Here is a 21,651-nt window from a genome sequence, read left to right on the forward strand (position 1 = left end):
TCAAAGGCTTGCTGCGGCAAGCCTTTTTCTTTTCAAGAAGCTTTGCAATAGAGAGCCACCCATGACCGAGCCATTGCGCATTGTCTTTGCCGGCACCCCGGAATTCGCCGCCGAACACCTCAAGGCGCTGCTCGACAGCCCTTACGAGATCGTCGCGGTCTACACCCAACCGGATCGCCCGGCAGGTCGTGGGCAGAAATTGATGCCGAGCCCGGTCAAGCAGCTGGCGCTGGAGCACAACATCCCGGTGCTGCAACCGCCAACACTGCGTAACGAAGACGCTCAGGCCGAATTGGCCGCGCTGAAACCGGACTTGATGGTGGTGGTCGCCTACGGCCTGATCCTGCCGCAAGCAGTGCTGGATATTCCGCGCCTGGGTTGCATCAACAGCCATGCCTCCCTGCTGCCTCGCTGGCGCGGTGCAGCGCCGATCCAGCGCGCCGTCGAAGCGGGTGACCGCGAAAGTGGCGTAACCGTGATGCGCATGGAAGCTGGCCTGGACACCGGACCGATGCTGTTGAAAGTCACCACGCCGATCAGCGCTGAAGACACCGGCGGCAGCCTCCACGACCGCCTGGCCGCAATGGGTCCACCAGCGGTGGTGCAAGCGATTGCCGGTCTCGCCGCCGGAACACTGGAAGGTGAAGTGCAGGACGACAGCCTCGCCACCTACGCGCACAAATTGAACAAGGACGAAGCCCGCATCGACTGGAGCCGCCCGGCCGTTGAGCTGGAGCGTCTGGTCCGGGCCTTCAACCCGTGGCCGATCACTCACAGCACGCTGAACGGCGAAGCCCTGAAAGTCCTGGCCGCGAATCTGGCTGAAGGCAAGGGCGCTCCGGGGGAGATCCTTGGCGCCAGTAAGGACGGCCTGATCGTCGCCTGCGGTGAACAGGCTTTGTGCCTGACCCGTCTGCAATTGCCCGGCGGCAAGGCACTGAGCTTCAGCGACCTGTTCAACAGCCGTCGCGAGAAATTCGCCACTGGTACCGTGCTGGGTCAAACGGCGGACGTTCAATGAATCCACGTCTGGCCGCCGCCAAGGCACTGGCTGCTGTTCTTAGCGGAAAAGCCTCACTCAACAGTTCACTGCCGACACAAATGGACAAGGTCGAGGACCGCGACCGCGGCTTCACCCAGGACCTGGCGTTCGGCACCGCGCGCTGGCAACCACGCTTGTCGGCGCTGGCGGCCAAGCTGCTGCAGAAACCCTTCAAGGCGGCCGACGCCGATGTCGAAGCGCTGCTGCTGGTCGGCCTCTACCAATTGCTCTACACCCGCGTCCCGGCCCACGCCGCCATCGGCGAAACTGTCGGTTGTGCCGACAAGCTGAAAAAGCCCTGGGCCAAAGCCTTGCTCAACGCCGTACTGCGCCGCGCTCAAAGGGAAAGTGAAGCGTTGCTGGCCGAGCTCGAGCATGATCCGGTGGTACGCACCGCCCACCCGCGCTGGCTGCAGAAATCCCTGAAAGCCTTCTGGCCCGAGCAGTGGGAAGCGATTTGCGCGGCGAACAACGCGCACCCACCGATGATTTTGCGGGTCAACCGTCGCCATCAAACACGCGATGCCTATCTGGAATTGCTGAGCCAGGCCGGCATCGCCGCCAACCCCTGCGTTTACAGTCGGGACGGCATCATCCTAGACGCGGCCGCCGACGTGCGCAGCCTGCCGGGTTTTGCCGAAGGCTGGATCAGTGTGCAGGATGAAGCGGCACAATTGGCGGCCGATCTGCTTGATCTGGCCCCGGGCCAACGGGTGTTGGACGCCTGCTGTGCACCGGGCGGCAAGACCTGTCATATCCTCGAAGCCGAGCCGGCACTGGCCGGCGTGGTGGCGGTGGACCTGGAAGCCAAGCGCCTGGTTCGGGTGCGGGAAAACCTCGAACGCCTGGGCTTGAGCGCCGAGCTGATCGCTGCCGACGGCCGCGACACTCAAACCTGGTGGGACGGCAAACCATTCCAGCGCATCCTGCTGGATGCACCGTGTTCGGCCACCGGCGTGATTCGTCGTCACCCGGACATCAAGCTGACCCGCCAACCGGATGACATTGCCGCGCTGGCGATGCTGCAAGGCGAGCTGCTCGACGCCATGTGGAAAACCCTGGAGGTTGGCGGCATTCTGCTCTACGCCACATGCTCGACATTGCCGACCGAGAACACCGAAGTCATTGAGTCGTTCCTCAACCGCACCCCCGGTGCCCGCGAGCTGGACCTGGCTACCGCGGCGGGAATCAAGCAGCCCCATGGTCGCCAGTTGCTGGCCCGGGAAGGCGGGCATGACGGGTTCTATTACGCCAAGCTGATCAAGATCGCCGCCGCGCGCGGTTAAACGGATTCAATGGAGTGACTGGATGAAAATCATCATCCTCGGTGCGGGGCAAGTCGGCGGTTCGCTGGCAGAACACCTGGCCAGCGAAGCCAATGACATCACGGTGGTAGACACCGACGGCGAACGCCTGCGCGACCTTGGCGACCGCCTGGACATCCGCACGGTACAAGGTCGCGGCTCGCTGCCGACCATTCTGCGCCAGGCCGGGGCAGACGATGCCGACATGCTGGTCGCCGTGACCAGCAGTGACGAAACCAACATGGTGGCCTGCCAGGTCGCCCACACCCTGTTCCACACGCCCACCAAGATCGCCCGGGTCCGCGAAGCCGCGTACCTGACCCGCGACGAATTGTTCGATAACGAAGCCATCCCCGTGGACGTGCTGATCAGCCCGGAGCAAGTGGTCACCAACTACATCAAGCGCCTGATCCAGCATCCGGGCGCCTTGCAGGTGATCGACTTCGCAGAAGGCAAGGCACAGCTCGTCGCCGTGCGGGCCTACTACGGCGGGCCGCTGGTGGGCCAGCAACTGCGGCAGCTGCGCGAACACATGCCGAACGTCGAAACCCGCGTCGCGGCGATTTTCCGTCGTGACCGGCCGATCCTGCCCCAGGGCGATACGGTGATCGAGGCGGATGACGAAGTGTTTTTCATCGCCGCCCGGGCGAACATTCGCGCGGTCATGAGTGAAATGCGCCGTCTCGACGAGACTTACAAACGCATCGTCATCGCCGGTGGCGGGCAGATCGGTGAACGCCTGGCCGAGGCCATCGAAAGCCGTTACCAGGTGAAGATCATCGAGATGAACCCGGCGCGTTGCCGACATCTCTCGGACAACCTCAACAGCACCGTCGTGCTTCAAGGCAGTGCCTCGGACCGCGACCTGCTGCTGGAAGAGAACATCGCCGACGCCGATATCTTCCTGGCCCTGACCAACGACGACGAAGCCAACATCATGTCGTCGCTGCTGGCCAAGCGCCTGGGCGCGAAGAAGGTGATGACCATCATCAACAACCCGGCCTACGTCGATCTGATCCAGGGCGGTGACATCGACATCGCCATCAGCCCGCAACTGGCAACCATCGGTACTCTGCTGGCTCACGTGCGGCGTGGCGATATCGTCAGCGTGCACTCACTGCGACGGGGCGCGGCGGAAGCCATTGAGGCGATTGCCCACGGCGATGCCAAATCGAGCAAGGTCATCGGCAAGTCCATCGAGAATATCGGCCTGCCGCCGGGCACCACCATCGGCGCGATCATCCGCGACGAAGAAGTGATCATCGCCCACGATGACACGGTGATCGCGGCGGGTGACCATGTGATTCTGTTCCTTGTGGATAAAAAGCATATTCGCGATGTGGAAAAGCTGTTCCATGTGGGGCTTAGCTTTTTCTGAGCCGGCGCTGGCCTCTTCGCGAGCAGGCTCGCTCCCACAGGGTTTTCGGCTGTACACAACATTTGTGGTCACTGAAGATCAACTGTGGGGGCGAGCCTGCTCGCGAAGGCGGCCTCACCGAAATCAGATCCTTTCCTGATACACCCGAATAAGGAATCCACCATGATTGAATCCCTGGAAAAAATGCTCGCCAAGGGTGTGGATAACGCATTGCTGCGCTTCGGCCTGGGCAAGGGTTATCTGGATCTGGGGGAGAGCGCCAAGGCTGTGGAACATTTTCAGCGCTGCGTCGAGATCGATCCGAAGTATTCGGCCGCCTGGAAGCTATTGGGCAAGGCGCATCTGGCGCTGGCGGATTATGCCGCTGCGCGTGACGCCTGGGAGAAAGGCCTGGAAGCCGCTCGAAACCATGGCGACAAGCAGGCCGAGAAGGAAATGACGGTGTTTTTGAAGAAGCTCGATCGTCAAGCGCACTGATCAGAGGTAGCGCAGGCCAATACCCTCGGCATCGACTTGTACCACTTCCATGCGCACCCGCGGCGCACCTGTGGGTAAGTCCTGAACTTGCCCGTAAACCACTGCGCCTCTAGGCAGCGTCGATAATGCCGGATGCTTGACGTAGACCCCCGTGGTCGACAGGTTGCGCGTCTGGCCCAGGCATTCGCCGAAGCTTTCGTGAGTAATCTTGATGCGAAATGATTTGCGTTGTTCGGACATCTTCTGCGCCCTTGAATGAACGGTTGTGGATAACCCCGACACCGAGGTTATCCACAGATCATGCCAACCGACTCAGTACCAGCGCTCCTCACCCGCAGGACGCTTCTTGAAGCGCTTCATGCTCCACATGTATTGACTCGGATAGGCCCGCACATAGCGCTCTACCACCTGGCTCATCGCGGCACAGGACGTTGCGGTATCGGTGCTGTACATGGCCTCTGGCGCAGCCTCCAGTATCACCTTGTACCCCGAACCGTCCGGTAGCCGCAGCGCATGCAGGAACACACCGACCGCTTTGCCGCCGGCGAGCATGTTCGGTACGAATTTACTGGTCAGCGCCTGAGTGGCGAAGAACGGCACGAAGATCCCGGCGGATTCGGCCGGTTCCGGGTCAGCGGGAATGCCCACTGCACCACCTTTGCGCACTTCCTTGATGACGCTGAGGATGCCTTCCTTGGTGGACGCAGCCACCTTGTTGCCCAGTTGTACGCGCTGCTTTTGCAGCAATTCATCCACCGCCTTCAATTTTGGCGGGCGATAGAAAATGATGGGTTTGCACTGGCTGCAATAGAAATGGTTGAGCACTTCCCAGTTGCCCAGGTGACTGGTGATGCCAACGACGCCTTTGCCTGAGGCGAGGGCGTCCTTCAACACGTCGAGACCTTCGACTTCGCGCACCAGGTCGATGGAACGCTGGGCCGGCCAGATCCAGGCGCAGGCGCTTTCAGTCAGGGACTTGCCGATATCTTTCAGGCTCTGGCCGACCAGACGCTCGCGTTCGGCGGGGTCCATGTCCGGAAAGCATTTGGAGAGGTTGATCCGCACCACGTCGCGGGAGCGGTTGGGGGTTTTCCACATCACCCAGCCAATCGCCGAGCCGACAGCCTGCACTGCCCGCCAAGGGAGCAGGGCAAACAGCCGCAGAGCGCCTACCAGCAAGGCGCCTTTAAACTTATCCACAGGTCACTCCTGATCTTGTGCTGTGCGCGAGGCGGCTATTCTAACCGCCGTTGGCCAGCATCGCGTAGCGATCGCAATCCTGCGTGTGATCCATGACCATGCCCGAAGCCTGCATCAACGCATAACAAATGGTCGGACCCACAAAAGTGAAGCCGGCTTTTTTCAAGCCTTTGCTCATCTCCACCGCCTCGGGTGTGACGGCCGGCACTTCGCTGCGATCCTTGAAATGATTGATCTTCGGTACATCCCCGACAAAGGACCAGAGAAACGCCACCGGGTCTTCCAGCACCAGCCAGGCCTGGGCATTGCGCCGGGCAGCATTGAGCTTGAGGCGATTGCGGATGATGCCGGGATCGAGCATCAATTCTTCGATTTCAGCGTCGCTCATCTGCGCCACACGTTGCACGTCGAAGCCATACATCACCTGGCGATAGTGCTCGCGTTTGCGCAACACGGTGATCCAGGAAAGGCCGGCCTGGAACCCTTCAAGCAAAAGCAACTCGAACAAACCCTGCGCATCGCGTAGCGGCGTGCCCCACTCCTGATCGTGATAAGCCATGTACAGCGGATCTTCGGAACACCAAAAGCAGCGTGGCATAAGGCTCCAGGGGGCGTGCGCAGCAATGAATCGGGTATACTCCCGCTCTTTAAATCGCAGCCCAAGAAACAGGTGAATTTCGTGAGCCAGCCTACGCCAGCCGTGCGTACCTTCCAAGACTTGATCCTCGCCCTCCAGCAATACTGGGCCGAGCAAGGTTGTGTGGTACTTCAGCCCTACGATATGGAAGTAGGCGCCGGCACTTTCCACACCGCTACATTCCTGCGCGCCATTGGCCCGGAAACCTGGAACGCCGCTTATGTACAGCCAAGTCGTCGCCCGACTGACGGCCGCTACGGCGAAAACCCGAACCGTCTGCAGCACTACTATCAGTTCCAGGTTGTCCTGAAGCCGAACCCGGACAACTTCCAGGAATTGTACCTGGGCTCCCTCAAGCACGTGGGCCTGGACCCATTGGTGCATGACATCCGCTTCGTCGAAGACAACTGGGAGTCGCCGACCCTCGGTGCCTGGGGTCTGGGCTGGGAAGTCTGGCTCAACGGCATGGAAGTGACACAGTTCACTTACTTCCAGCAAGCGGGCGGCATCGAGTGCTATCCGGTAACCGGCGAGATCACTTATGGTCTGGAACGCCTGGCCATGTACCTGCAAGGCGTGGACTCGGTCTACGACCTGGTCTGGGCTGACGGTCCATTCGGCAAAGTGACCTACGGCGATGTGTTCCACCAGAACGAAGTGGAGCAGTCGACCTACAACTTCGAGCACGCCAACGTCGAGAAGCTGTTCGAACTGTTCGATTTCTATGAAAGCGAAGCCAAGCGCCTGATCGAACTCGACCAGCCGCTGCCGTTGCCGAGCTACGAAATGGTGTTGAAGGCTTCCCATACTTTCAACCTGCTGGATGCGCGCCGGGCGATTTCCGTGACTGCGCGTCAGCAATACATCCTGCGTGTTCGCACCCTGGCGCGTTCCGTTGCGCAAGCCTACCTGCTGGCGCGCGCCAAGCTGGGCTTCCCGATGGCGACCCCGGACCTGCGTGACGAAGTACTGGCCAAGCTGGAGGCTGCACAATGAGTGCTCTGGATTTTCTGGTTGAACTGGGCACTGAAGAACTGCCACCCAAAGCCCTGAACACCCTGGCCGAGGCGTTCCTTGCCGGTATCGACAAGGGCCTGCAAGCCGCCGGCCTGAACTACGAGACCAAAACCGTTTACGCGGCGCCACGTCGCCTGGCCGTGCTGATCACCTCGCTGGCCACCCAGCAGCCGGATCGGAGCATCAACCTGGATGGCCCGCCACGCCAGGCCGCCTTCGATGCCGAAGGTAATCCGACTCAAGCGGCACTGGGCTTTGCCAAGAAGTGCGGCGTCGACCTGAGCGAAATCGATCAGAGCGGCCCGAAACTGCGCTACAGCCAAAACATCGCCGGCAAGCCGACCGCGAGCCTGCTGCCGACCATCGTCGAAGATTCGCTGAACGACCTGCCGATTCCCAAGCGCATGCGCTGGGGCGCGCGCAAGGAAGAATTCGTTCGCCCGACCCAATGGCTGGTGATGCTGCTCGGTGACCAGGTCATCGATTGCACCATCCTCGCCCAGAAGGCCGGTCGCGACTCCCGTGGTCACCGCTTCCACCACCCGGAAAGCGTGCGTATCGGTTCGCCGTCCAGCTACCTGGCCGATCTGCGTGCCGCTTACGTGTTGGCCGATGCCAACGAGCGTCGCGAGATCATCAGCAAGCGCACCGAAGAGCTGGCAACCCGCCAGGAAGGCACCGCCATCGTGCCACCGGACCTGCTCGACGAAGTGACCGCGCTGGTCGAGTGGCCAGTGCCGCTGGTGTGCTCATTCGAAGAACGCTTCCTCGATGTACCCCAAGAAGCCCTGATCACCACCATGCAAGACAACCAGAAGTACTTCTGTCTGCTGGATGTCGACGGCAAGTTGCTGCCACGTTTCATTACCGTGGCCAACATCGAGAGCAAGGACCCGCAGCAGATCATCGCCGGTAACGAGAAAGTGGTTCGCCCACGCCTGACCGACGCCGAGTTCTTCTTCAAGCAAGACAAGAAGCAGAAACTCGAAGACTTCAACCAGCGCCTGCAAAACGTGGTGTTCCAGGAAAAACTCGGCAGCGTTTATGACAAGGCCGAACGTGTTTCCAAACTCGCCGCTTACATCGCTGCGCGTATTGGCGGCAACGCCTCCTGGGCCGCTCGTGCGGGCTTGCTGTCCAAGTGCGACCTGGCGACCGAAATGGTTGGCGAGTTCCCGGAGATGCAAGGTGTCGCCGGTTACTACTACGCCCTCAACGATGGCGAGCCGGAAGATGTCGCACTGGCCCTGAACGAGCAGTACATGCCGCGCGGTGCCGGCGCTGAACTGCCGGCCACCCTGACCGGTGCGGCCGTGGCCATCGCCGACAAGCTCGATACACTGGTCGGCATCTTCGGCATCGGCATGCTGCCTACCGGCAGTAAAGACCCGTACGCCCTGCGCCGTGCCGCACTTGGTGTGCTGCGCATCCTGATCGAGAAACAACTGGATCTGGATCTGAACGACGCCGTGGCTTTCGCGGTGAATGCATTTGGCGCCAAGGTCAAGGCAGCAGGCCTCAACGACGCGGTGCTGGAGTTCATCTTCGACCGCCTGCGTGCGCGTTACGAAGACGAAGGGGTTGATGTCGCGACTTACCTGTCGGTACGCGCCCTTAAGCCGGGTTCTGCCCTGGACTTCGACCAGCGTGTACAAGCGGTGGAAGCGTTCCGCAAATTGCCGGAAGCCGCGGCCTTGGCCGCCGTGAACAAGCGTGTGTCGAACCTGCTGAGCAAGGTCGAAGGCTCCGTGCCGACAGTCGTGGAAGCCAAGTACTTCGACAATGCCAATGAGTTCTCCCTGTACTCGGCGATTCAGCAGGCAGACCAGGCCGTTCAGCCAATGGCTGCGGCACGTCAGTACAGCGAATCGCTGGCACGTCTGGCCGCCCTGCGTGAACCGGTGGATGCGTTCTTCGAAGCGGTGATGGTCAACGCTGAAGATGCCAAGGTCCGCGCCAACCGCTATGCGCTGCTGGCGCGTCTGCGTGGCTTGTTCCTCGGCGTCGCCGATATTTCGTTGCTGGGGTAAGTCTGTTTGAAACTGCTGATTCTCGATCGGGACGGGGTAATCAACTATGACTCCGACGCTTACATCAAGTCGGTGGAGGAGTGGATTCCACTTCCCGGTTCGATCGAAGCCATCGCGCAGTTGAGCAAAGCCGGCTGGACGGTAGCGGTCGCTACCAACCAGTCGGGCATCGCTCGCGGCTATTACGACATTGCCACCCTGGATGCCATGCACGAGCGCCTGCGCTCGCTGGTGGCGCAGCAGGGTGGTGAAGTCGGGCTGATCGTCTATTGCCCTCACGGGCCGGACGACGGTTGCGATTGCCGCAAGCCAAAACCCGGGATGTTGAAAAACATCGCCGCACATTACAACGTGTCGCTGACTGATCTATGGTTCGTCGGCGATAGCCTCGGTGACCTGGAAGCCGCCAAAGCCGTCGATTCTCAGCCAGTTTTGGTAAAGACCGGGAAAGGCGAAAAGACTTTGGGCAAGACCCTACCGGCAGGCACATTGATTTTCGATGATCTGGCGGCGATTGCCGCAGAACTTATCCACAATTAGAGCGCTTTCGACAGTTCGGGAGTGCGCTTGAACAGTCGGGCAGTGCCCGTAACGGTAAACGTCGCCATGTCGATACTGCAGGCCATCAGAACCTTCCTCTTTTACCTGCTGCTGGGTACCAGCTCTTTGCTGTGGTGCAGCCTGAGCTTTTTTATCGCGCCCTTTCTCCCGTTCAAGGCGCGCTATCGTTTCATCAACGTGTACTGGTGCCGCTGCGCCTTGTGGCTGAGCAAGGTATTCCTCGGCATCCGCTACGAAGTGAAAGGCGCCGAAAACGTGCCTGAGCGGCCCTGCGTGATTCAATCGAACCACCAGAGCACTTGGGAAACGTTCTTTCTCTCGGCGTATTTCGAACCGTTGAGCCAGGTGCTCAAACGTGAGCTGTTGTATGTGCCGTTCTTTGGCTGGGCCATGGCCATGCTGCGTCCGATCGCCATCGACCGTGACAATCCAAAAGCCGCCCTCAAGCATGTGGCGAAGAAGGGCGACGAGCTGCTCAAGGACAACGTCTGGGTACTGATCTTCCCCGAAGGCACGCGTGTTCCTTATGGCACCATCGGTAAATTTTCCCGGGGCGGGACCGCGCTGGCGGTCAATGCAGAGTTGCCGGTGCTGCCCATCGCGCACAATGCCGGCAAGTTCTGGCCCAAGACCGGTTGGGCAAAGAAGCAGGGTGTGATTACCGTGATCATCGGCGCTCCGATGTATGCCGAGGGTAGCGGACCGCGGGCCATTGCCGATTTGAACGACCGGGTCCAAGCCTGGAATGAGCAGATGCAACGGGAAATGGGCTCCCTGCCACCGACGCCGCAAGCTCCGGTTTCCAACGATCAGGTGGCTGTTTGAGTTTTTGTGGATAACCTGTGCACCGTTCTTGAGAAAAGTGGTGTCGAACGATCCTAACCTACTAATTTTTATAGATATTTTATAAACAGATAAATTTCTGAAAAACGTGCATAAGTTTTTTTCGGGCGCAAAAAAACCGGCTGATATAGCCGGTTTTTTTATACCTGTGTTTTGACCGTTTCCATCGAGAAGTGCAAACCAAATTGCGGCACTTGCACACCATAAAAAAGGCCAACGCTTGAACGTTGGCCTTTTTTATTTGGCGGGGCGAGCTGAATCAGAAGTCCAGGTTGGAAACCGCCAGGGCATTGCTTTCGATGAAGTCACGGCGAGGTTCAACCGCATCCCCCATCAGGGTGTTGAAGATCTGGTCGGCGCCAATGGCGTCTTCGATCGTCACTTTGAGCATCCGGCGAACGCTTGGGTCCATGGTGGTTTCCCACAGCTGGTCCGGGTTCATCTCACCCAGCCCTTTATATCGCTGGATGGTGTGACGCTTGGTGCTTTCAGCCATCAGCCAGTCCAGGGCTTCCTTGAACTCGGTGACCGCCTTCTTGCGCTCGCCACGCTGGATGTACGCGCCTTCGTCCAGCAAGGTGCTCAACTGAGCCCCAAGGGAAACGACAGTTTTGTAGTCATTGCTGCCGAAGAAGTCGCGGTTGAACGTGACGTAGTTCGATAGGCCGTGGGAGATCAGTTCAACCTCCGGGAGCCAGACATTACGTTCGCGGTCTTCGCGCAGGCTGGCCTTGTACACCAGGCCCGACTTCTCGACGGTACGCAGACGCACTTCGTACTGGGCCAGCCAATTCTGCATCGCTGCGTGATCGGACAGTTGCTCCAGGCTGACGGCCGGCAGGTAGATGAAGTGCTCGGTCAGTTCCTGCGGGTACAGGCGCGACAGGCGCTTGAGGGTCTTCATCACCAGACGGAAGTCATTCACCAGGCGCTCAAGCGCTTCGCCGGAAATACCCGGTGCATCTTCGTTCAGGTGCAGGCTTGCGTCTTCCAGGGCCGACTGCGTCATGTACTCTTCCATGGCGTCGTCGTCTTTGATGTATTGCTCTTGCTTGCCTTTCTTGACCTTGTACAGCGGTGGCTGGGCGATATAGATGTAGCCACGCTCGATCAGCTCCGGCAGCTGACGGAAGAAGAAGGTCAGCAACAGGGTGCGGATGTGCGAACCGTCGACGTCAGCATCGGTCATGATGATGATGTTGTGATAACGCAGCTTGTCGATGTTGTACTCTTCGCGACCGATGCCGCAACCCAGCGCAGTGATCAAGGTGCCCACTTCCTGGGAAGAGATCATCTTGTCAAAACGCGCCTTCTCGACGTTCAGGATTTTACCCTTGAGCGGCAGAATCGCCTGAGTCTTACGGTTACGGCCCTGCTTGGCGGAGCCACCAGCAGAGTCACCTTCCACGAGGTACAGTTCGGAAAGGGCAGGGTCCTTTTCCTGGCAGTCAGCCAGTTTGCCCGGCAGGCCGGCGATGTCCAGGGCGCCTTTGCGGCGGGTCATCTCACGTGCCTTGCGCGCCGCTTCACGGGCACGAGCAGCGTCGATCATCTTGCCGACGACCAGCTTGGCTTCGTTCGGGTTTTCCAGCAGGAAGTCGGAGAAGTACTTACCCATTTCCTGTTCGACCGCGGTCTTCACTTCGGAAGAAACCAGCTTGTCTTTGGTCTGGGAGCTGAACTTCGGATCCGGCACCTTCACCGAAATGATTGCTGTCAAGCCTTCACGGGCATCGTCACCGGTGGTCGCGACCTTGTGCTTCTTCGCCAGACCTTCGGCTTCGATGTAGGTGTTCAGGTTACGCGTCAGCGCGGAACGGAAACCCACAAGGTGAGTACCGCCATCGCGCTGAGGAATGTTGTTGGTGAAGCACAACAGGTTCTCGTTGAAGCTGTCGTTCCACTGCAGGGCGATTTCAACGCCGATGCCGTCTTCACGCTGGATGTTGAAGTGGAACACCTGGTTGACCGGGGTCTTGTTGGTGTTCAGGTATTCAACGAACGCACGCAGGCCACCTTCGTATTTGAACAGTTCTTCCTTGCCGCTGCGCTCATCCTTGAGGACGATGCCGACACCGGAGTTGAGGAAGGACAGTTCACGAATCCGCTTGGCCAGGATGTCCCAGCTGAAGTGGATGTTCTTGAAGGTTTCGCTGGAAGCCTTGAAGTGAATTTGGGTACCGGTGGTTTCGCTGTCGCCGACAATTTTCATCGGCTCCTGCGGAACACCGTGCACGTAGGTCTGTTCCCAGATCTTGCCGCTACGGCGAACGGTCAGGACCAGTTCCTCAGACAAGGCGTTCACCACCGAAACACCTACACCGTGCAGGCCACCGGAAACCTTGTAGGAGTTGTCGTCGAACTTACCGCCGGCGTGCAGCACGGTCATGATGACCTCGGCTGCCGATACGCCTTCTTCTTTGTGCACGTCTACCGGGATACCACGGCCGTTGTCGCGGACGGTGATGGATTCATCCGGGTGGATGATGATGCTGATGTCGTCGCAATGGCCGGCCAGCGCTTCGTCGATCGAGTTATCAACCACCTCGAACACCATGTGGTGCAGACCGCTACCATCATCGGTGTCGCCAATGTACATACCGGGACGTTTGCGTACGGCATCCAGGCCTTTCAGCACTTTAATGCTCGTTGAGTCGTACGTATTTTCTTCGCTCAATGCCTTCACTCCCGATGGTCGTGGGTCTGGGTGATACGGCCCTGTTCCACGTGGAACAGAGCGACTGGCGTTTCCGTCTGCCAGCCTTCCCTCAATAATTCGTGATCTACACAGGTGATAAACACCTGGCAGCGTAAGTCTTCCAACAAGCGGCAAAGCGCGCGACGGTGGTGCTCGTCCAGTTCGGACGGCAAGTCATCCACCAGATAAATACACTGACCGCGGCGAATCTGGCTGACCAGATGCCCTTGAGCAATCCGTAATGCGCAAACCACCAACTTCTGCTGTCCGCGAGACAAGATGTCCGCGGCATTGTGTGCGCCTAATCTGAGACGCAAATCTGCGCGTTGCGGTCCGGCCTGGGTATGCCCCATCTGCTGATCCCGTTGAAGGGAACCGGCGAGCACAGCGCTCAGCTCACGGTCCTTGTCCCAACCTCGGTAATAGCTGAGCGTCAAGCCTTCGAGCTCAACCAGTTCGCTCAAGGTCTGTTCAAAGACTGGCTTCAAGGCTTTGATATAAGCGCGGCGGTATTCATCAATTTCAGCGCTGGCCTGGCACAGTTCCCTGTCCCAAACCGCTTGTGAAACGGCGTCAAGTGTACCATGCCGCAGCCAAGAGTTTCTCTGGCGCAGGGCCTTCTGCAAACGCTGCCAAGTGGACATGAACCGTGGTTCCACGTGGAACACACCCCAGTCGAGGAACTGTCGGCGAATCTTTGGTGCACCTTCCAGCAGGCGAAAACTGTCGGGGTTGATCAACTGCAAGGGGAGGATTTCCGCCAGCTGCGCAGCACTGCGAGCGTTTTGCCCATCGATACGGATTTGAAACTCCCCCTGGCGGTCACGCGATATACCGAGTGCGCTATGTCCACCTTCAGCCAGCTCAACTTGGCCGAACACTGTGCATGCCAATTGCTCGTACTGAATGACTGGTAACAGACGGGTGCTACGGAACGAACGGGCAAGCCCCAGCAGGTGGATGGCTTCCAGAACACTGGTTTTGCCGCTGCCGTTGGCGCCGTAAAGAATATTGATTCTGGGAGAAGGGGAGAAGGTCACCGGGTGCAAATTGCGCACCGCGGTGACCGAGACGCGACTTAAGGACATCTAGCTTCTGCTGAGCATGATTACAGACGCATCGGCATGACTACGTAGGCCGAGTCGTCATTGTCGGACTCTTGCACCAGCGCGCTGCTGTTGGAGTCGGACAGGATCAGACGAACTTGCTCGGTGGTCATCACGCCCAGTACGTCGAGCAGGTAGCTCACGTTGAAACCGATCTCCAGGGAGCCACCGTTGTACTCCACACCCACTTCTTCTTCCGCTTCCTCTTGCTCCGGGTTGTTCGCCTGGATCTTCAGTTGACCATTGGCCAGTTGCAGACGGATGCCCCGGTATTTCTCGTTGGACAGAATCGCGGTTCGGCTGAAAGCTTCGCGCAATGCCTGACGATCACCCAGTACCAGCTTGTCACCGCCCTTGGGCAGCACGCGCTCGTAATCCGGGAACTTACCGTCGACCAATTTCGAGGTGAACGTAAATTCACCGGTGGTAGCGCGTATGTGATGCTGGCCCAGAACGATACTGACGTTGCCGTCCGGTTCGGTCAGCAGACGCGCCAGTTCCAGAATGCCTTTGCGTGGCACGATGACCTGATGGCGATCCGGTTGGCCGATATCAGCCTGCATCGAACACATGGCCAGGCGGTGACCGTCGGTGGCCACGGCCCGAATCACACCGGCCGAGACTTCCAGCAACATGCCGTTAAGGTAGTAGCGCACATCCTGTTGGGCCATGGCAAAGCTGGTTCGCTCGATCAAGCGACGCAGCTTGCTTTGCTCAAGGCTGCAGGTCAGAGAGCCCGGGCCTTCTTCTACCGTCGGGAAATCATTGGCCGGGAGAGTCGACAAGGTGAAACGGCTACGACCGGCTTTCACCACAAGCTTTTGCTCGTCGACCTTGATGTCGATCAGCGCATCGTTCGGCAAGCTTTTGCAGATATCCATCAGCTTGCGCGCAGGCACAGTGATGGAACCTGGTTCTGCGGGCTCTTCGAGTTGAACACGACCGACCAGCTCGACTTCCAGGTCAGTACCGGTCAGCGACAATTGCTGGCCTTCGACAACCAGCAGCACGTTTGAGAGCACCGGCAAGGTCTGTCGGCGCTCAACGACGCCTGCGACCAGTTGCAGGGGTTTCAACAGGGCTTCGCGTTGAATGGTGAAATGCATGGTCTAGTCCCTTGCCTTAATTAGCTGCGCTGGTGTTCATCAAGTGGTCAGTGTACGCAGCAGGTTCTTGTAGTCCTCGCGGATGTCCGCGTCGGATTCCTTAAGTTCGTTGATCTTGCGACAGGCGTGCAAAACCGTCGTGTGGTCACGTCCGCCAAACACGTCACCAATTTCCGGCAGGCTGTGGTTGGTCAGTTCCTTGGACAACGCCATGGCGACCTGACGTGGACGGGCGACTGAACGCGAACGGCGTTTGGACAGCAAGTCGGAGATCTTGATCTTGTAGTACTCGGCGACGGTACGCTGAATGTTATCCACAGAGACCAGTTTATCTTGCAGCGCCAACAGATCCTTCAAGGATTCGCGAATCAACTCGATGGTGATGTCGCGGCCCATGAAGTGAGAATGAGCGATCACACGTTTGAGCGCCCCTTCAAGTTCACGGACGTTGGAGCGAATGCGCTGGGCTATGAAAAACGCGGCGTCGTGGGGCAGCTCGACTTTGGCCTGGTCTGCCTTTTTCATCAGGATTGCCACGCGGGTTTCCAGCTCAGGCGGCTCGACAGCTACCGTCAGGCCCCAGCCGAAGCGGGATTTCAGGCGTTCTTCAAGGCCTTCGATTTCTTTTGGGTAGCGGTCACTGGTGAGAATGACTTGCTGGCCACCTTCAAGCAGGGCATTGAAGGTGTGGAAAAACTCTTCCTGAGAGCGTTCCTTGCGAGCAAAGAACTGAATGTCGTCGATAAGCAAAGCATCCACCGAGCGGTAGAAACGTTTGAATTCGTTGATCGCATTCAGCTGCAAAGCCTTGACCATGTCCGCCACGAAGCGCTCGGAATGCAGGTAAACAACCTTGGCATTCGGATTCTTCTTTAATAGATGGTTACCCACAGCATGCATCAAGTGGGTTTTACCCAAACCTACGCCACCATAAAGGAAGAGTGGGTTATAGCCATGTTTGGGGTTATCCGCGACCTGCCAGGCCGCCGCCCGGGCCAGTTGGTTGGATTTACCCTCAACGAAGTTTTCAAAGGTGAAGGTGCGGTTCAGGTAGCTGGTGTGCTTGAGCGCGCCTTCCACCTGCACAGTACGTTGTTCCGCCCGAACCGGAGCCTGCTGCGAGCTGGCCCCTGCCATCGGGTCGAAACTGTCCCGCGACGGCTCTTCCTCAATTACCTCGGCAACTTTTTGCGTTGCGCGCTTGGTTTGAGTCGTTGTCGGTGCGGGTGCCGGCGCAGTGATCTGGGCCGAAGCTGTCTGGACTTGGGAAGCAGCGGCAGCGGCAGCCAGTGGAGCATTCGGAGCGGCACGCGGTGCCGAGCTGCGTTTGCTGCCTATTAATAAGGAAAGCGCTGGCGCCATCCCGTTGCCATGCTCATCCAGCAATTCCAGGACGCGACCCAGGTACTTTTCGTTGACCCAGTCCAGGACAAAACGATTGGGCGCGTAGACACGCAACTCGTCGCCTTCGGCTTCGACCTGTAGTGGACGGATCCAAGTGTTGAATTGTTGGGCAGGCAGCTCATCGCGCAAAAGCTCCACGCACTGCTGCCAAAGTTCCACTGACACGGATATCCCCTAAGTTGAAAGCCGGTGAGGCAAAAACAAGCGGCCATTGTAACGATCAGACGCCGACTTATCCACACGTAGGTGGGGCATCGACCAATAAGAATCAGCGGTTTATACGAAAAAAAGACGACCAATGGTCTGTGCATAAGCTCTGTGGATAACCCGGCTTGAGGGCATTGCACAACTGGGGGCGAAACTCGGTGGATAACCCGCCTGTGGATAAAACGACTTTTCACACACAGGTTTTCCGACAGTGCAGCACAGGCTCAACACGGTTTTCCACCGTAGTTGTCATTCCCTGTACAGCTCGTGGCATAAGGGCTCAAGCCAGTTATCCACAGATGAATGTGCCCCTAGCTTTTATAAGCTTTACAGAAAAGCTTTAAATACTTTCCTTCTTTATTTTTATATCTGGCAAAGGGTCAGAGTCCAGGTAGACGCTCTGGAGATCTATTTATAAGGAAACGTTGGTTGGAAATTGACCTAGAGGCTTGCTTTCTCTAGAATCCCCGGTCTCTTAAAACGGGGGCCATTCCGGCCCGTTGTGGACGAACCAGGTAACACGACAATGAAACGTACTTTCCAACCAAGCACTATCAAACGCGCTCGTACCCACGGTTTCCGTGCTCGCATGGCTACCAAGAACGGTCGTGCCGTCCTGTCGCGTCGTCGCGCCAAAGGTCGTGCGCGTCTGGCAGTTTGATAATCCGGCACTGGAGGTGAGTCAGGACTTCAGTCGGGAAAAGCGTCTGCTTACACCCCGGCATTTCAAGGCAGTCTTTGACTCCCCTACCGGCAAGGTTCCGGGGAAAAATCTCCTGCTCCTTGCGCGCAACAACGATCTTGATCACCCCCGTCTCGGGCTGGTAATCGGGAAAAAGAGCGTAAAGCTCTCCGTCGAGCGCAATCGCCTCAAACGTCTGATGCGCGAATCGTTTCGCCTCAACCAGGATTTACTGGTCGGCTGGGACATTGTTATCGTCGCGCGCAAAGGTTTGGGTGACGTAGAAAACCCCGAATTGATTCAGCATTTCGGCAAACTCTGGAAGCGTCTGGCACGTAGCACGCCGGTACCAGCAGTCAAAACCGAAACTGTAGGGGTAGACAGTCCAGATGCGTAAACTGGCCCTCGTTCCGATCCAGTTTTACCGCTATGCCATTAGTCCCCTGATGGCCAGTCACTGTCGTTTCTACCCCAGTTGTTCCTGCTACGCGTTGGAAGCCATCGAAAATCATGGCCTTCTGCGCGGTGGCTGGCTGACCTTTCGTCGTTTAGGTCGCTGTCATCCGTGGAATCCCGGTGGTTATGACCCGGTTCCACCTATCCCTACCTCCCGTTCTTCTTCGATGGCCGAGTAATCATGGATATCAAACGCACGATCCTGATCGTCGCCCTGGCAATCGTGTCCTACGTTCTTGTTCTTAAATGGAACCAGGACTATGGCCAGGCTGCCTTGCCGACTCAGAATGTTGCTTCCAGTACGACCGCGCCGGGTCTCCCGGATACGGCAACTGGCAATAAAGCGTCCGTCAGTGACGACATTCCACACGCCGCAAACGATACCAGCGCACCTGCCGAAACTCCGGTAGCTGCAAGCACCGATCTCATCCAGATCAAAACGGATGTGCTCGATCTGGCTATCGATCCACAAGGTGGTGATGTTGCCCAGCTGAAACTGCCGCTGTATCCACGTCGTCAGGACCATCCGGAAATTCCATTCCAGCTGTTCGACAACGGTAACGAACGCACTTATCTGGCACAAAGCGGCCTGATCGGTAGCAACGGCCCGGACGCAAGTCCTGCCGGTCGTCCTGTTTACTCCTCGGAGAAGAAGATTTATCAACTGGCTGACGGCCAGGACCAATTGGTCGTGGACCTGAAGTTCAGCAAGGACGGCGTCAATTACATCAAGCGTTTCACTCTGAAGCGTGGCCTGTATGACGTAACCGTTTCGTACCTGATCGACAACCAGAGCGCTCAGCCCTGGTCCGGGGCGATGTTCGCGCAGTTGAAGCGTGACGCCAGCTCCGATCCGTCTTCCAGCACTGCCACCGGCACCGCGACTTACCTGGGCGCCGCCCTGTGGACAAGTAACGAGCCATACAAGAAAGTGTCGATGAGCGACATGGACAAGGCTCAGCTGAAAGAAACCGTCACCGGTGGTTGGGTTGCCTGGTTGCAACACTACTTCGTGACCGCGTGGATTCCGGCCAAGGGCGAAAACAACATCGTCCAGACCCGTAAAGACAGCAAAGGCAACTACATCATCGGTTACACCGGTCCGTCTCTGACCGTTGCGCCGGGCGCGAAGGCTGAAACCAGCGCTACTTTGTACGCCGGTCCGAAAAGCCAGGCTGTGCTGAAAGAGTTGTCCCCAGGCCTTGAACTGACCGTCGACTACGGCATTCTGTGGTTCATCGCTCAACCTATCTTCTGGTTGCTGCAACATATCCACGCCATTGTGGGTAACTGGGGCTGGTCGATCATTTTCCTGACCATGCTGATCAAAGGGATCTTCTTCCCGTTGTCGGCTGCCAGCTACAAATCCATGGCGCGCATGCGTGCAGTGGCACCGAAACTGGCTGCGCTGAAAGAGCAACATGGCGATGACCGGCAGAAAATGTCGCAAGCCATGATGGAGCTGTACAAGAAAGAGAAGATCAATCCGCTGGGTGGTTGCTTGCCAATCCTCGTGCAGATGCCGGTTTTCCTTTCGTTGTACTGGGTTCTGCTGGAAAGCGTTGAAATGCGCCAAGCGCCGTTCATGCTTTGGATCACTGACCTGTCGATCAAGGATCCGTTCTTCATTCTGCCGATCATCATGGGCGCCACCATGTTCATCCAGCAGCAGCTGAACCCGACTCCACCGGATCCAATGCAGGCCAAGGTGATGAAGATGATGCCAATCATCTTCACCTTCTTCTTCCTGTGGTTCCCGGCCGGTCTGGTGCTGTACTGGGTAGTGAACAACTGCCTGTCGATCGCCCAACAGTGGTACATCACTCGTAAGATTGAAGCAGCTGCCAAAGCGACTGCCTGACTTACACTGTGGATAACCACTCAGAACGCCCCCTAGTGGGGCGTTTTGCTATCTGTCACTTTTGTCTGGATACCGGTTTATGAGCGCTCCTCGTGAAACCATTGCCGCGGTCGCCACTGCTCAAGGTCGTGGCGGCGTAGGCATTGTCCGTATTTCCGGGCCGTTGGCCAGCGTTGCGGCCACGGCCTTTAGCGGTCGTGTACTCAAACCGCGATTCGCTCACTATGGACCGTTTCTTGGTGAAAACGACGAAGTGCTCGATCAGGGCATCGCGTTGTATTTTCCAGGACCGAACTCTTTCACTGGCGAAGATGTATTGGAGTTACAGGGGCACGGAGGCCCGGTTGTCCTGGATATGCTGCTTCAACGCTGTCTTGAACTCGGCTGTCGTCTGGCTCGACCGGGAGAATTCAGCGAACGTGCATTCCTGAACGACAAGCTCGACCTGGCCCAGGCCGAAGCCATCGCCGACCTGATCGAAGCCAGTTCTGCACAGGCGGCTCGCAACGCATTGCGCTCCCTGCAAGGCGCCTTTTCGGCTCGTGTGCATAACCTCACGGAACAACTCATCGGGTTGCGTATTTATGTCGAAGCGGCGATCGATTTTCCGGAAGAGGAAATCGACTTCCTGGCCGACGGCCACGTACTGGGCATGCTCGACAAAGTGCGCGATGAGTTATCCACCGTGATGCGGGAGGCCGGACAGGGCGCCTTGCTGCGCGACGGCATGACCGTGGTCATCGCCGGTCGTCCGAATGCGGGTAAGTCCAGCCTGCTCAATGCGCTGGCCGGCCGTGAAGCGGCCATCGTCACCGAGATCGCCGGCACCACGCGGGACGTCCTTCGCGAACATATCCACATCGATGGCATGCCGCTGCACGTGGTGGATACCGCCGGGTTGCGCGATACCGATGACCATGTGGAAAAAATTGGAGTGGAGCGGGCATTGAAAGCCATCGGCGAGGCCGATCGGGTGCTGCTCGTTGTCGATGCAACCGCGCCGGAAGCGCTCGATCCTTTCGCACTATGGCCTGAGTTCCTTGAAACCCGCCCCGATCCGGCGAAAGTCACGTTGATCCGCAACAAAGCCGACCTTACAGGCGAGGCCATGGCCCTGGAAGTCAGCGATGACGGGCACGTCACCATTAGCCTCAGCGCCAAGTCTGCAGGTGTTGGCCTGGAGTTGCTGCGCGACCACCTGAAGGCTTGCATGGGCTACGAACAGACCTCGGAAAGCAGCTTCAGTGCTCGCAGGCGCCACCTGGAAGCATTGCGTCATGCCAGTGCGTCCCTTGAGCACGGCCGCGCGCAATTGACCCTGGCGGGTGCCGGCGAATTACTTGCCGAGGATTTGCGCCAGGCTCAGCAGTCGCTGGGAGAAATCACCGGTGCATTCAGCTCAGATGACCTGTTGGGACGAATTTTTTCCAGCTTTTGCATCGGTAAATAGTCTTTCTGTTATCTACAGGCAGGCCGTCCTGGCCTGTCTGCCCCCTCCATTTCCAAAACCATCCCCTCCAGTGCCGAGCAGATTTTTCTGCTTGAGCGGTTTTTCCTTGCCCGAATTTCCTTCGATCGACGCTTTTCTGTGGATTAAGCCCTGTTAATAACCGCGGCTAAGGGCAGTTGATAACAGGGCCTC

At 58.1% G+C, this 21,651-nt stretch carries 20 protein-coding genes; 13 read left to right on the forward strand and 7 right to left on the reverse strand.

Features of this window, described 5'->3' with window-relative positions; genetic code table 11:
• Nucleotides 1-61 precede the first annotated feature (61 nt).
• The 4 genes from fmt to AC07ZE_RS00650 all read left to right on the forward strand — a co-directional run bounded on the left by fmt (nucleotide 62) and on the right by AC07ZE_RS00650 (nucleotide 4,201).
• Nucleotides 62-1,021, forward strand: coding sequence for a methionyl-tRNA formyltransferase (fmt, locus tag AC07ZE_RS00635; protein ID WP_207260027.1), 960 nt, complete (start codon nucleotides 62-64; stop codon nucleotides 1,019-1,021).
• Nucleotides 1,018-2,328, forward strand: coding sequence for a 16S rRNA (cytosine(967)-C(5))-methyltransferase RsmB (gene rsmB / locus AC07ZE_RS00640; RefSeq protein ID WP_207260028.1), 1,311 nt, complete (start codon nucleotides 1,018-1,020; stop codon nucleotides 2,326-2,328). The genes fmt and rsmB overlap by 4 nt, the downstream gene beginning before the upstream one ends.
• Nucleotides 2,329-2,350: 22 nt before the next feature.
• Nucleotides 2,351-3,724: a Trk system potassium transporter TrkA gene (trkA, locus tag AC07ZE_RS00645; RefSeq protein WP_095194516.1), complete on the forward strand. Its 1,374-nt coding sequence runs from the start codon at nucleotides 2,351-2,353 to the stop codon at nucleotides 3,722-3,724.
• Nucleotides 3,725-3,886: 162 nt separating this feature from the next.
• Nucleotides 3,887-4,201, forward strand: coding sequence for a tetratricopeptide repeat protein (locus AC07ZE_RS00650; RefSeq protein WP_207260030.1), 315 nt, complete (start codon nucleotides 3,887-3,889; stop codon nucleotides 4,199-4,201).
• Here AC07ZE_RS00650 and AC07ZE_RS00655 read toward each other — a convergent pair whose 3' ends face one another.
• The 3 genes from AC07ZE_RS00655 to tag form a co-directional block, all read right to left on the reverse strand.
• The gene (locus AC07ZE_RS00655; protein WP_207260031.1) at nucleotides 4,202-4,441 is read right to left on the reverse strand and encodes a PilZ domain-containing protein; all 240 of its coding nucleotides are present in this window, start codon (nucleotides 4,439-4,441) and stop codon (nucleotides 4,202-4,204) included. It lies immediately after the preceding gene.
• Between the two features lie 72 nt (nucleotides 4,442-4,513).
• A complete protein-coding gene (locus AC07ZE_RS00660) occupies nucleotides 4,514-5,401 on the reverse strand; it encodes a lysophospholipid acyltransferase (protein ID WP_207260032.1) in 888 nt (295 codons plus the stop codon).
• A 40-nt stretch (nucleotides 5,402-5,441) separates the two neighbouring features.
• On the reverse strand, nucleotides 5,442-5,999 hold the full coding sequence (tag, locus tag AC07ZE_RS00665; RefSeq protein WP_207260033.1) for a DNA-3-methyladenine glycosylase I: 558 nt from the start codon (nucleotides 5,997-5,999) through the stop codon (nucleotides 5,442-5,444).
• Between the two features lie 81 nt (nucleotides 6,000-6,080).
• Between tag and glyQ the strand changes: the two genes are divergently transcribed.
• The 4 genes from glyQ (at nucleotide 6,081) to AC07ZE_RS00685 (ending at nucleotide 10,471) form a co-directional block, all read left to right on the forward strand.
• Nucleotides 6,081-7,034, forward strand: coding sequence for a glycine--tRNA ligase subunit alpha (glyQ, locus tag AC07ZE_RS00670; protein ID WP_003213601.1), 954 nt, complete (start codon nucleotides 6,081-6,083; stop codon nucleotides 7,032-7,034).
• Nucleotides 7,031-9,085 carry a glycine--tRNA ligase subunit beta gene (glyS, locus tag AC07ZE_RS00675; RefSeq protein ID WP_207260034.1) on the forward strand — a complete coding sequence of 685 codons (2,055 nt, stop codon included), beginning with the start codon at nucleotides 7,031-7,033 and terminating at the stop codon, nucleotides 9,083-9,085. Before glyQ ends, glyS begins: the two co-directional genes overlap by 4 nt.
• A 6-nt stretch (nucleotides 9,086-9,091) precedes the next feature.
• The gene (gene gmhB / locus AC07ZE_RS00680) at nucleotides 9,092-9,625 is read left to right on the forward strand and encodes a D-glycero-beta-D-manno-heptose 1,7-bisphosphate 7-phosphatase (RefSeq protein WP_095194522.1); all 534 of its coding nucleotides are present in this window, start codon (nucleotides 9,092-9,094) and stop codon (nucleotides 9,623-9,625) included.
• A gap of 66 nt (nucleotides 9,626-9,691) precedes the next feature.
• The gene (locus AC07ZE_RS00685) at nucleotides 9,692-10,471 is read left to right on the forward strand and encodes a lysophospholipid acyltransferase family protein (protein WP_207260035.1); all 780 of its coding nucleotides are present in this window, start codon (nucleotides 9,692-9,694) and stop codon (nucleotides 10,469-10,471) included.
• 277 nt (nucleotides 10,472-10,748) lie between these two features.
• Here the strand turns inward: AC07ZE_RS00685 and gyrB are convergent, their stop codons facing one another.
• Genes gyrB through dnaA form a run of 4 tightly spaced genes read right to left on the reverse strand, consistent with a single transcriptional unit; the run spans nucleotide 10,749 to nucleotide 16,968 of the window.
• Complete coding sequence (gene gyrB, locus AC07ZE_RS00690) at nucleotides 10,749-13,166, reverse strand: DNA topoisomerase (ATP-hydrolyzing) subunit B (protein WP_207260037.1); 2,418 nt, start codon at nucleotides 13,164-13,166, stop codon at nucleotides 10,749-10,751.
• Nucleotides 13,167-13,171: 5 nt separating this feature from the next.
• A complete protein-coding gene (gene recF, locus AC07ZE_RS00695; RefSeq protein WP_095194524.1) occupies nucleotides 13,172-14,275 on the reverse strand; it encodes a DNA replication/repair protein RecF in 1,104 nt (367 codons plus the stop codon).
• Between the two features lie 20 nt (nucleotides 14,276-14,295).
• Nucleotides 14,296-15,399 carry a DNA polymerase III subunit beta gene (gene dnaN / locus AC07ZE_RS00700; RefSeq protein WP_207260039.1) on the reverse strand — a complete coding sequence of 368 codons (1,104 nt, stop codon included), beginning with the start codon at nucleotides 15,397-15,399 and terminating at the stop codon, nucleotides 14,296-14,298.
• 39 nt (nucleotides 15,400-15,438) lie between these two features.
• Nucleotides 15,439-16,968 carry a chromosomal replication initiator protein DnaA gene (dnaA, locus tag AC07ZE_RS00705; RefSeq protein ID WP_207260041.1) on the reverse strand — a complete coding sequence of 510 codons (1,530 nt, stop codon included), beginning with the start codon at nucleotides 16,966-16,968 and terminating at the stop codon, nucleotides 15,439-15,441.
• Nucleotides 16,969-17,536: 568 nt separating this feature from the next.
• Between dnaA and rpmH the strand changes: the two genes are divergently transcribed.
• The 5 genes from rpmH (at nucleotide 17,537) to mnmE (ending at nucleotide 21,459) form a co-directional block, all read left to right on the forward strand.
• Nucleotides 17,537-17,671: a 50S ribosomal protein L34 gene (rpmH, locus tag AC07ZE_RS00710; protein ID WP_003213577.1), complete on the forward strand. Its 135-nt coding sequence runs from the start codon at nucleotides 17,537-17,539 to the stop codon at nucleotides 17,669-17,671.
• A gap of 16 nt (nucleotides 17,672-17,687) precedes the next feature.
• Entirely contained in the window at nucleotides 17,688-18,089 is a 402-nt protein-coding gene (gene rnpA / locus AC07ZE_RS00715; RefSeq protein ID WP_197677877.1) for a ribonuclease P protein component, read from the forward strand.
• Nucleotides 18,082-18,327, forward strand: a complete 246-nt coding sequence (yidD, locus tag AC07ZE_RS00720; protein WP_010207715.1) for a membrane protein insertion efficiency factor YidD — start codon at nucleotides 18,082-18,084, stop codon at nucleotides 18,325-18,327. Before rnpA ends, yidD begins: the two co-directional genes overlap by 8 nt.
• Before the next feature lie 2 nt (nucleotides 18,328-18,329).
• Entirely contained in the window at nucleotides 18,330-20,009 is a 1,680-nt protein-coding gene (gene yidC, locus AC07ZE_RS00725) for a membrane protein insertase YidC (protein ID WP_137805861.1), read from the forward strand.
• Nucleotides 20,010-20,088: 79 nt separating this feature from the next.
• Nucleotides 20,089-21,459, forward strand: coding sequence for a tRNA uridine-5-carboxymethylaminomethyl(34) synthesis GTPase MnmE (gene mnmE / locus AC07ZE_RS00730; RefSeq protein ID WP_207260043.1), 1,371 nt, complete (start codon nucleotides 20,089-20,091; stop codon nucleotides 21,457-21,459).
• Nucleotides 21,460-21,651 lie beyond the last annotated feature (192 nt).

The organism is Pseudomonas sp. GW101-3H06, assembly GCF_059424605.1.

Excerpts from the sequence above, each read along its gene's own strand:
- fmt (WP_207260027.1), top strand. The coding sequence starts at position 62 with ATGACCGAGCCATTGCGCATTGTCTTTGCCGGCACCCCGGAATTCGCC.
- rsmB (WP_207260028.1), top strand. The coding sequence starts at position 1,018 with ATGAATCCACGTCTGGCCGCCGCCAAGGCACTGGCTGCTGTTCTTAGC.
- trkA (WP_095194516.1), top strand. The coding sequence starts at position 2,351 with ATGAAAATCATCATCCTCGGTGCGGGGCAAGTCGGCGGTTCGCTGGCA.
- AC07ZE_RS00650 (WP_207260030.1), top strand. The coding sequence starts at position 3,887 with ATGATTGAATCCCTGGAAAAAATGCTCGCCAAGGGTGTGGATAACGCA.
- AC07ZE_RS00655 (WP_207260031.1), bottom strand. The coding sequence starts at position 4,441 with ATGTCCGAACAACGCAAATCATTTCGCATCAAGATTACTCACGAAAGC.
- tag (WP_207260033.1), bottom strand. The coding sequence starts at position 5,999 with ATGCCACGCTGCTTTTGGTGTTCCGAAGATCCGCTGTACATGGCTTAT.
- glyS (WP_207260034.1), top strand. The coding sequence starts at position 7,031 with ATGAGTGCTCTGGATTTTCTGGTTGAACTGGGCACTGAAGAACTGCCA.
- AC07ZE_RS00685 (WP_207260035.1), top strand. The coding sequence starts at position 9,692 with ATGTCGATACTGCAGGCCATCAGAACCTTCCTCTTTTACCTGCTGCTG.
- recF (WP_095194524.1), bottom strand. The coding sequence starts at position 14,275 with ATGTCCTTAAGTCGCGTCTCGGTCACCGCGGTGCGCAATTTGCACCCG.
- dnaN (WP_207260039.1), bottom strand. The coding sequence starts at position 15,399 with ATGCATTTCACCATTCAACGCGAAGCCCTGTTGAAACCCCTGCAACTG.
- rpmH (WP_003213577.1), top strand. The coding sequence starts at position 17,537 with ATGAAACGTACTTTCCAACCAAGCACTATCAAACGCGCTCGTACCCAC.
- yidD (WP_010207715.1), top strand. The coding sequence starts at position 18,082 with ATGCGTAAACTGGCCCTCGTTCCGATCCAGTTTTACCGCTATGCCATT.
- yidC (WP_137805861.1), top strand. The coding sequence starts at position 18,330 with ATGGATATCAAACGCACGATCCTGATCGTCGCCCTGGCAATCGTGTCC.
- mnmE (WP_207260043.1), top strand. The coding sequence starts at position 20,089 with ATGAGCGCTCCTCGTGAAACCATTGCCGCGGTCGCCACTGCTCAAGGT.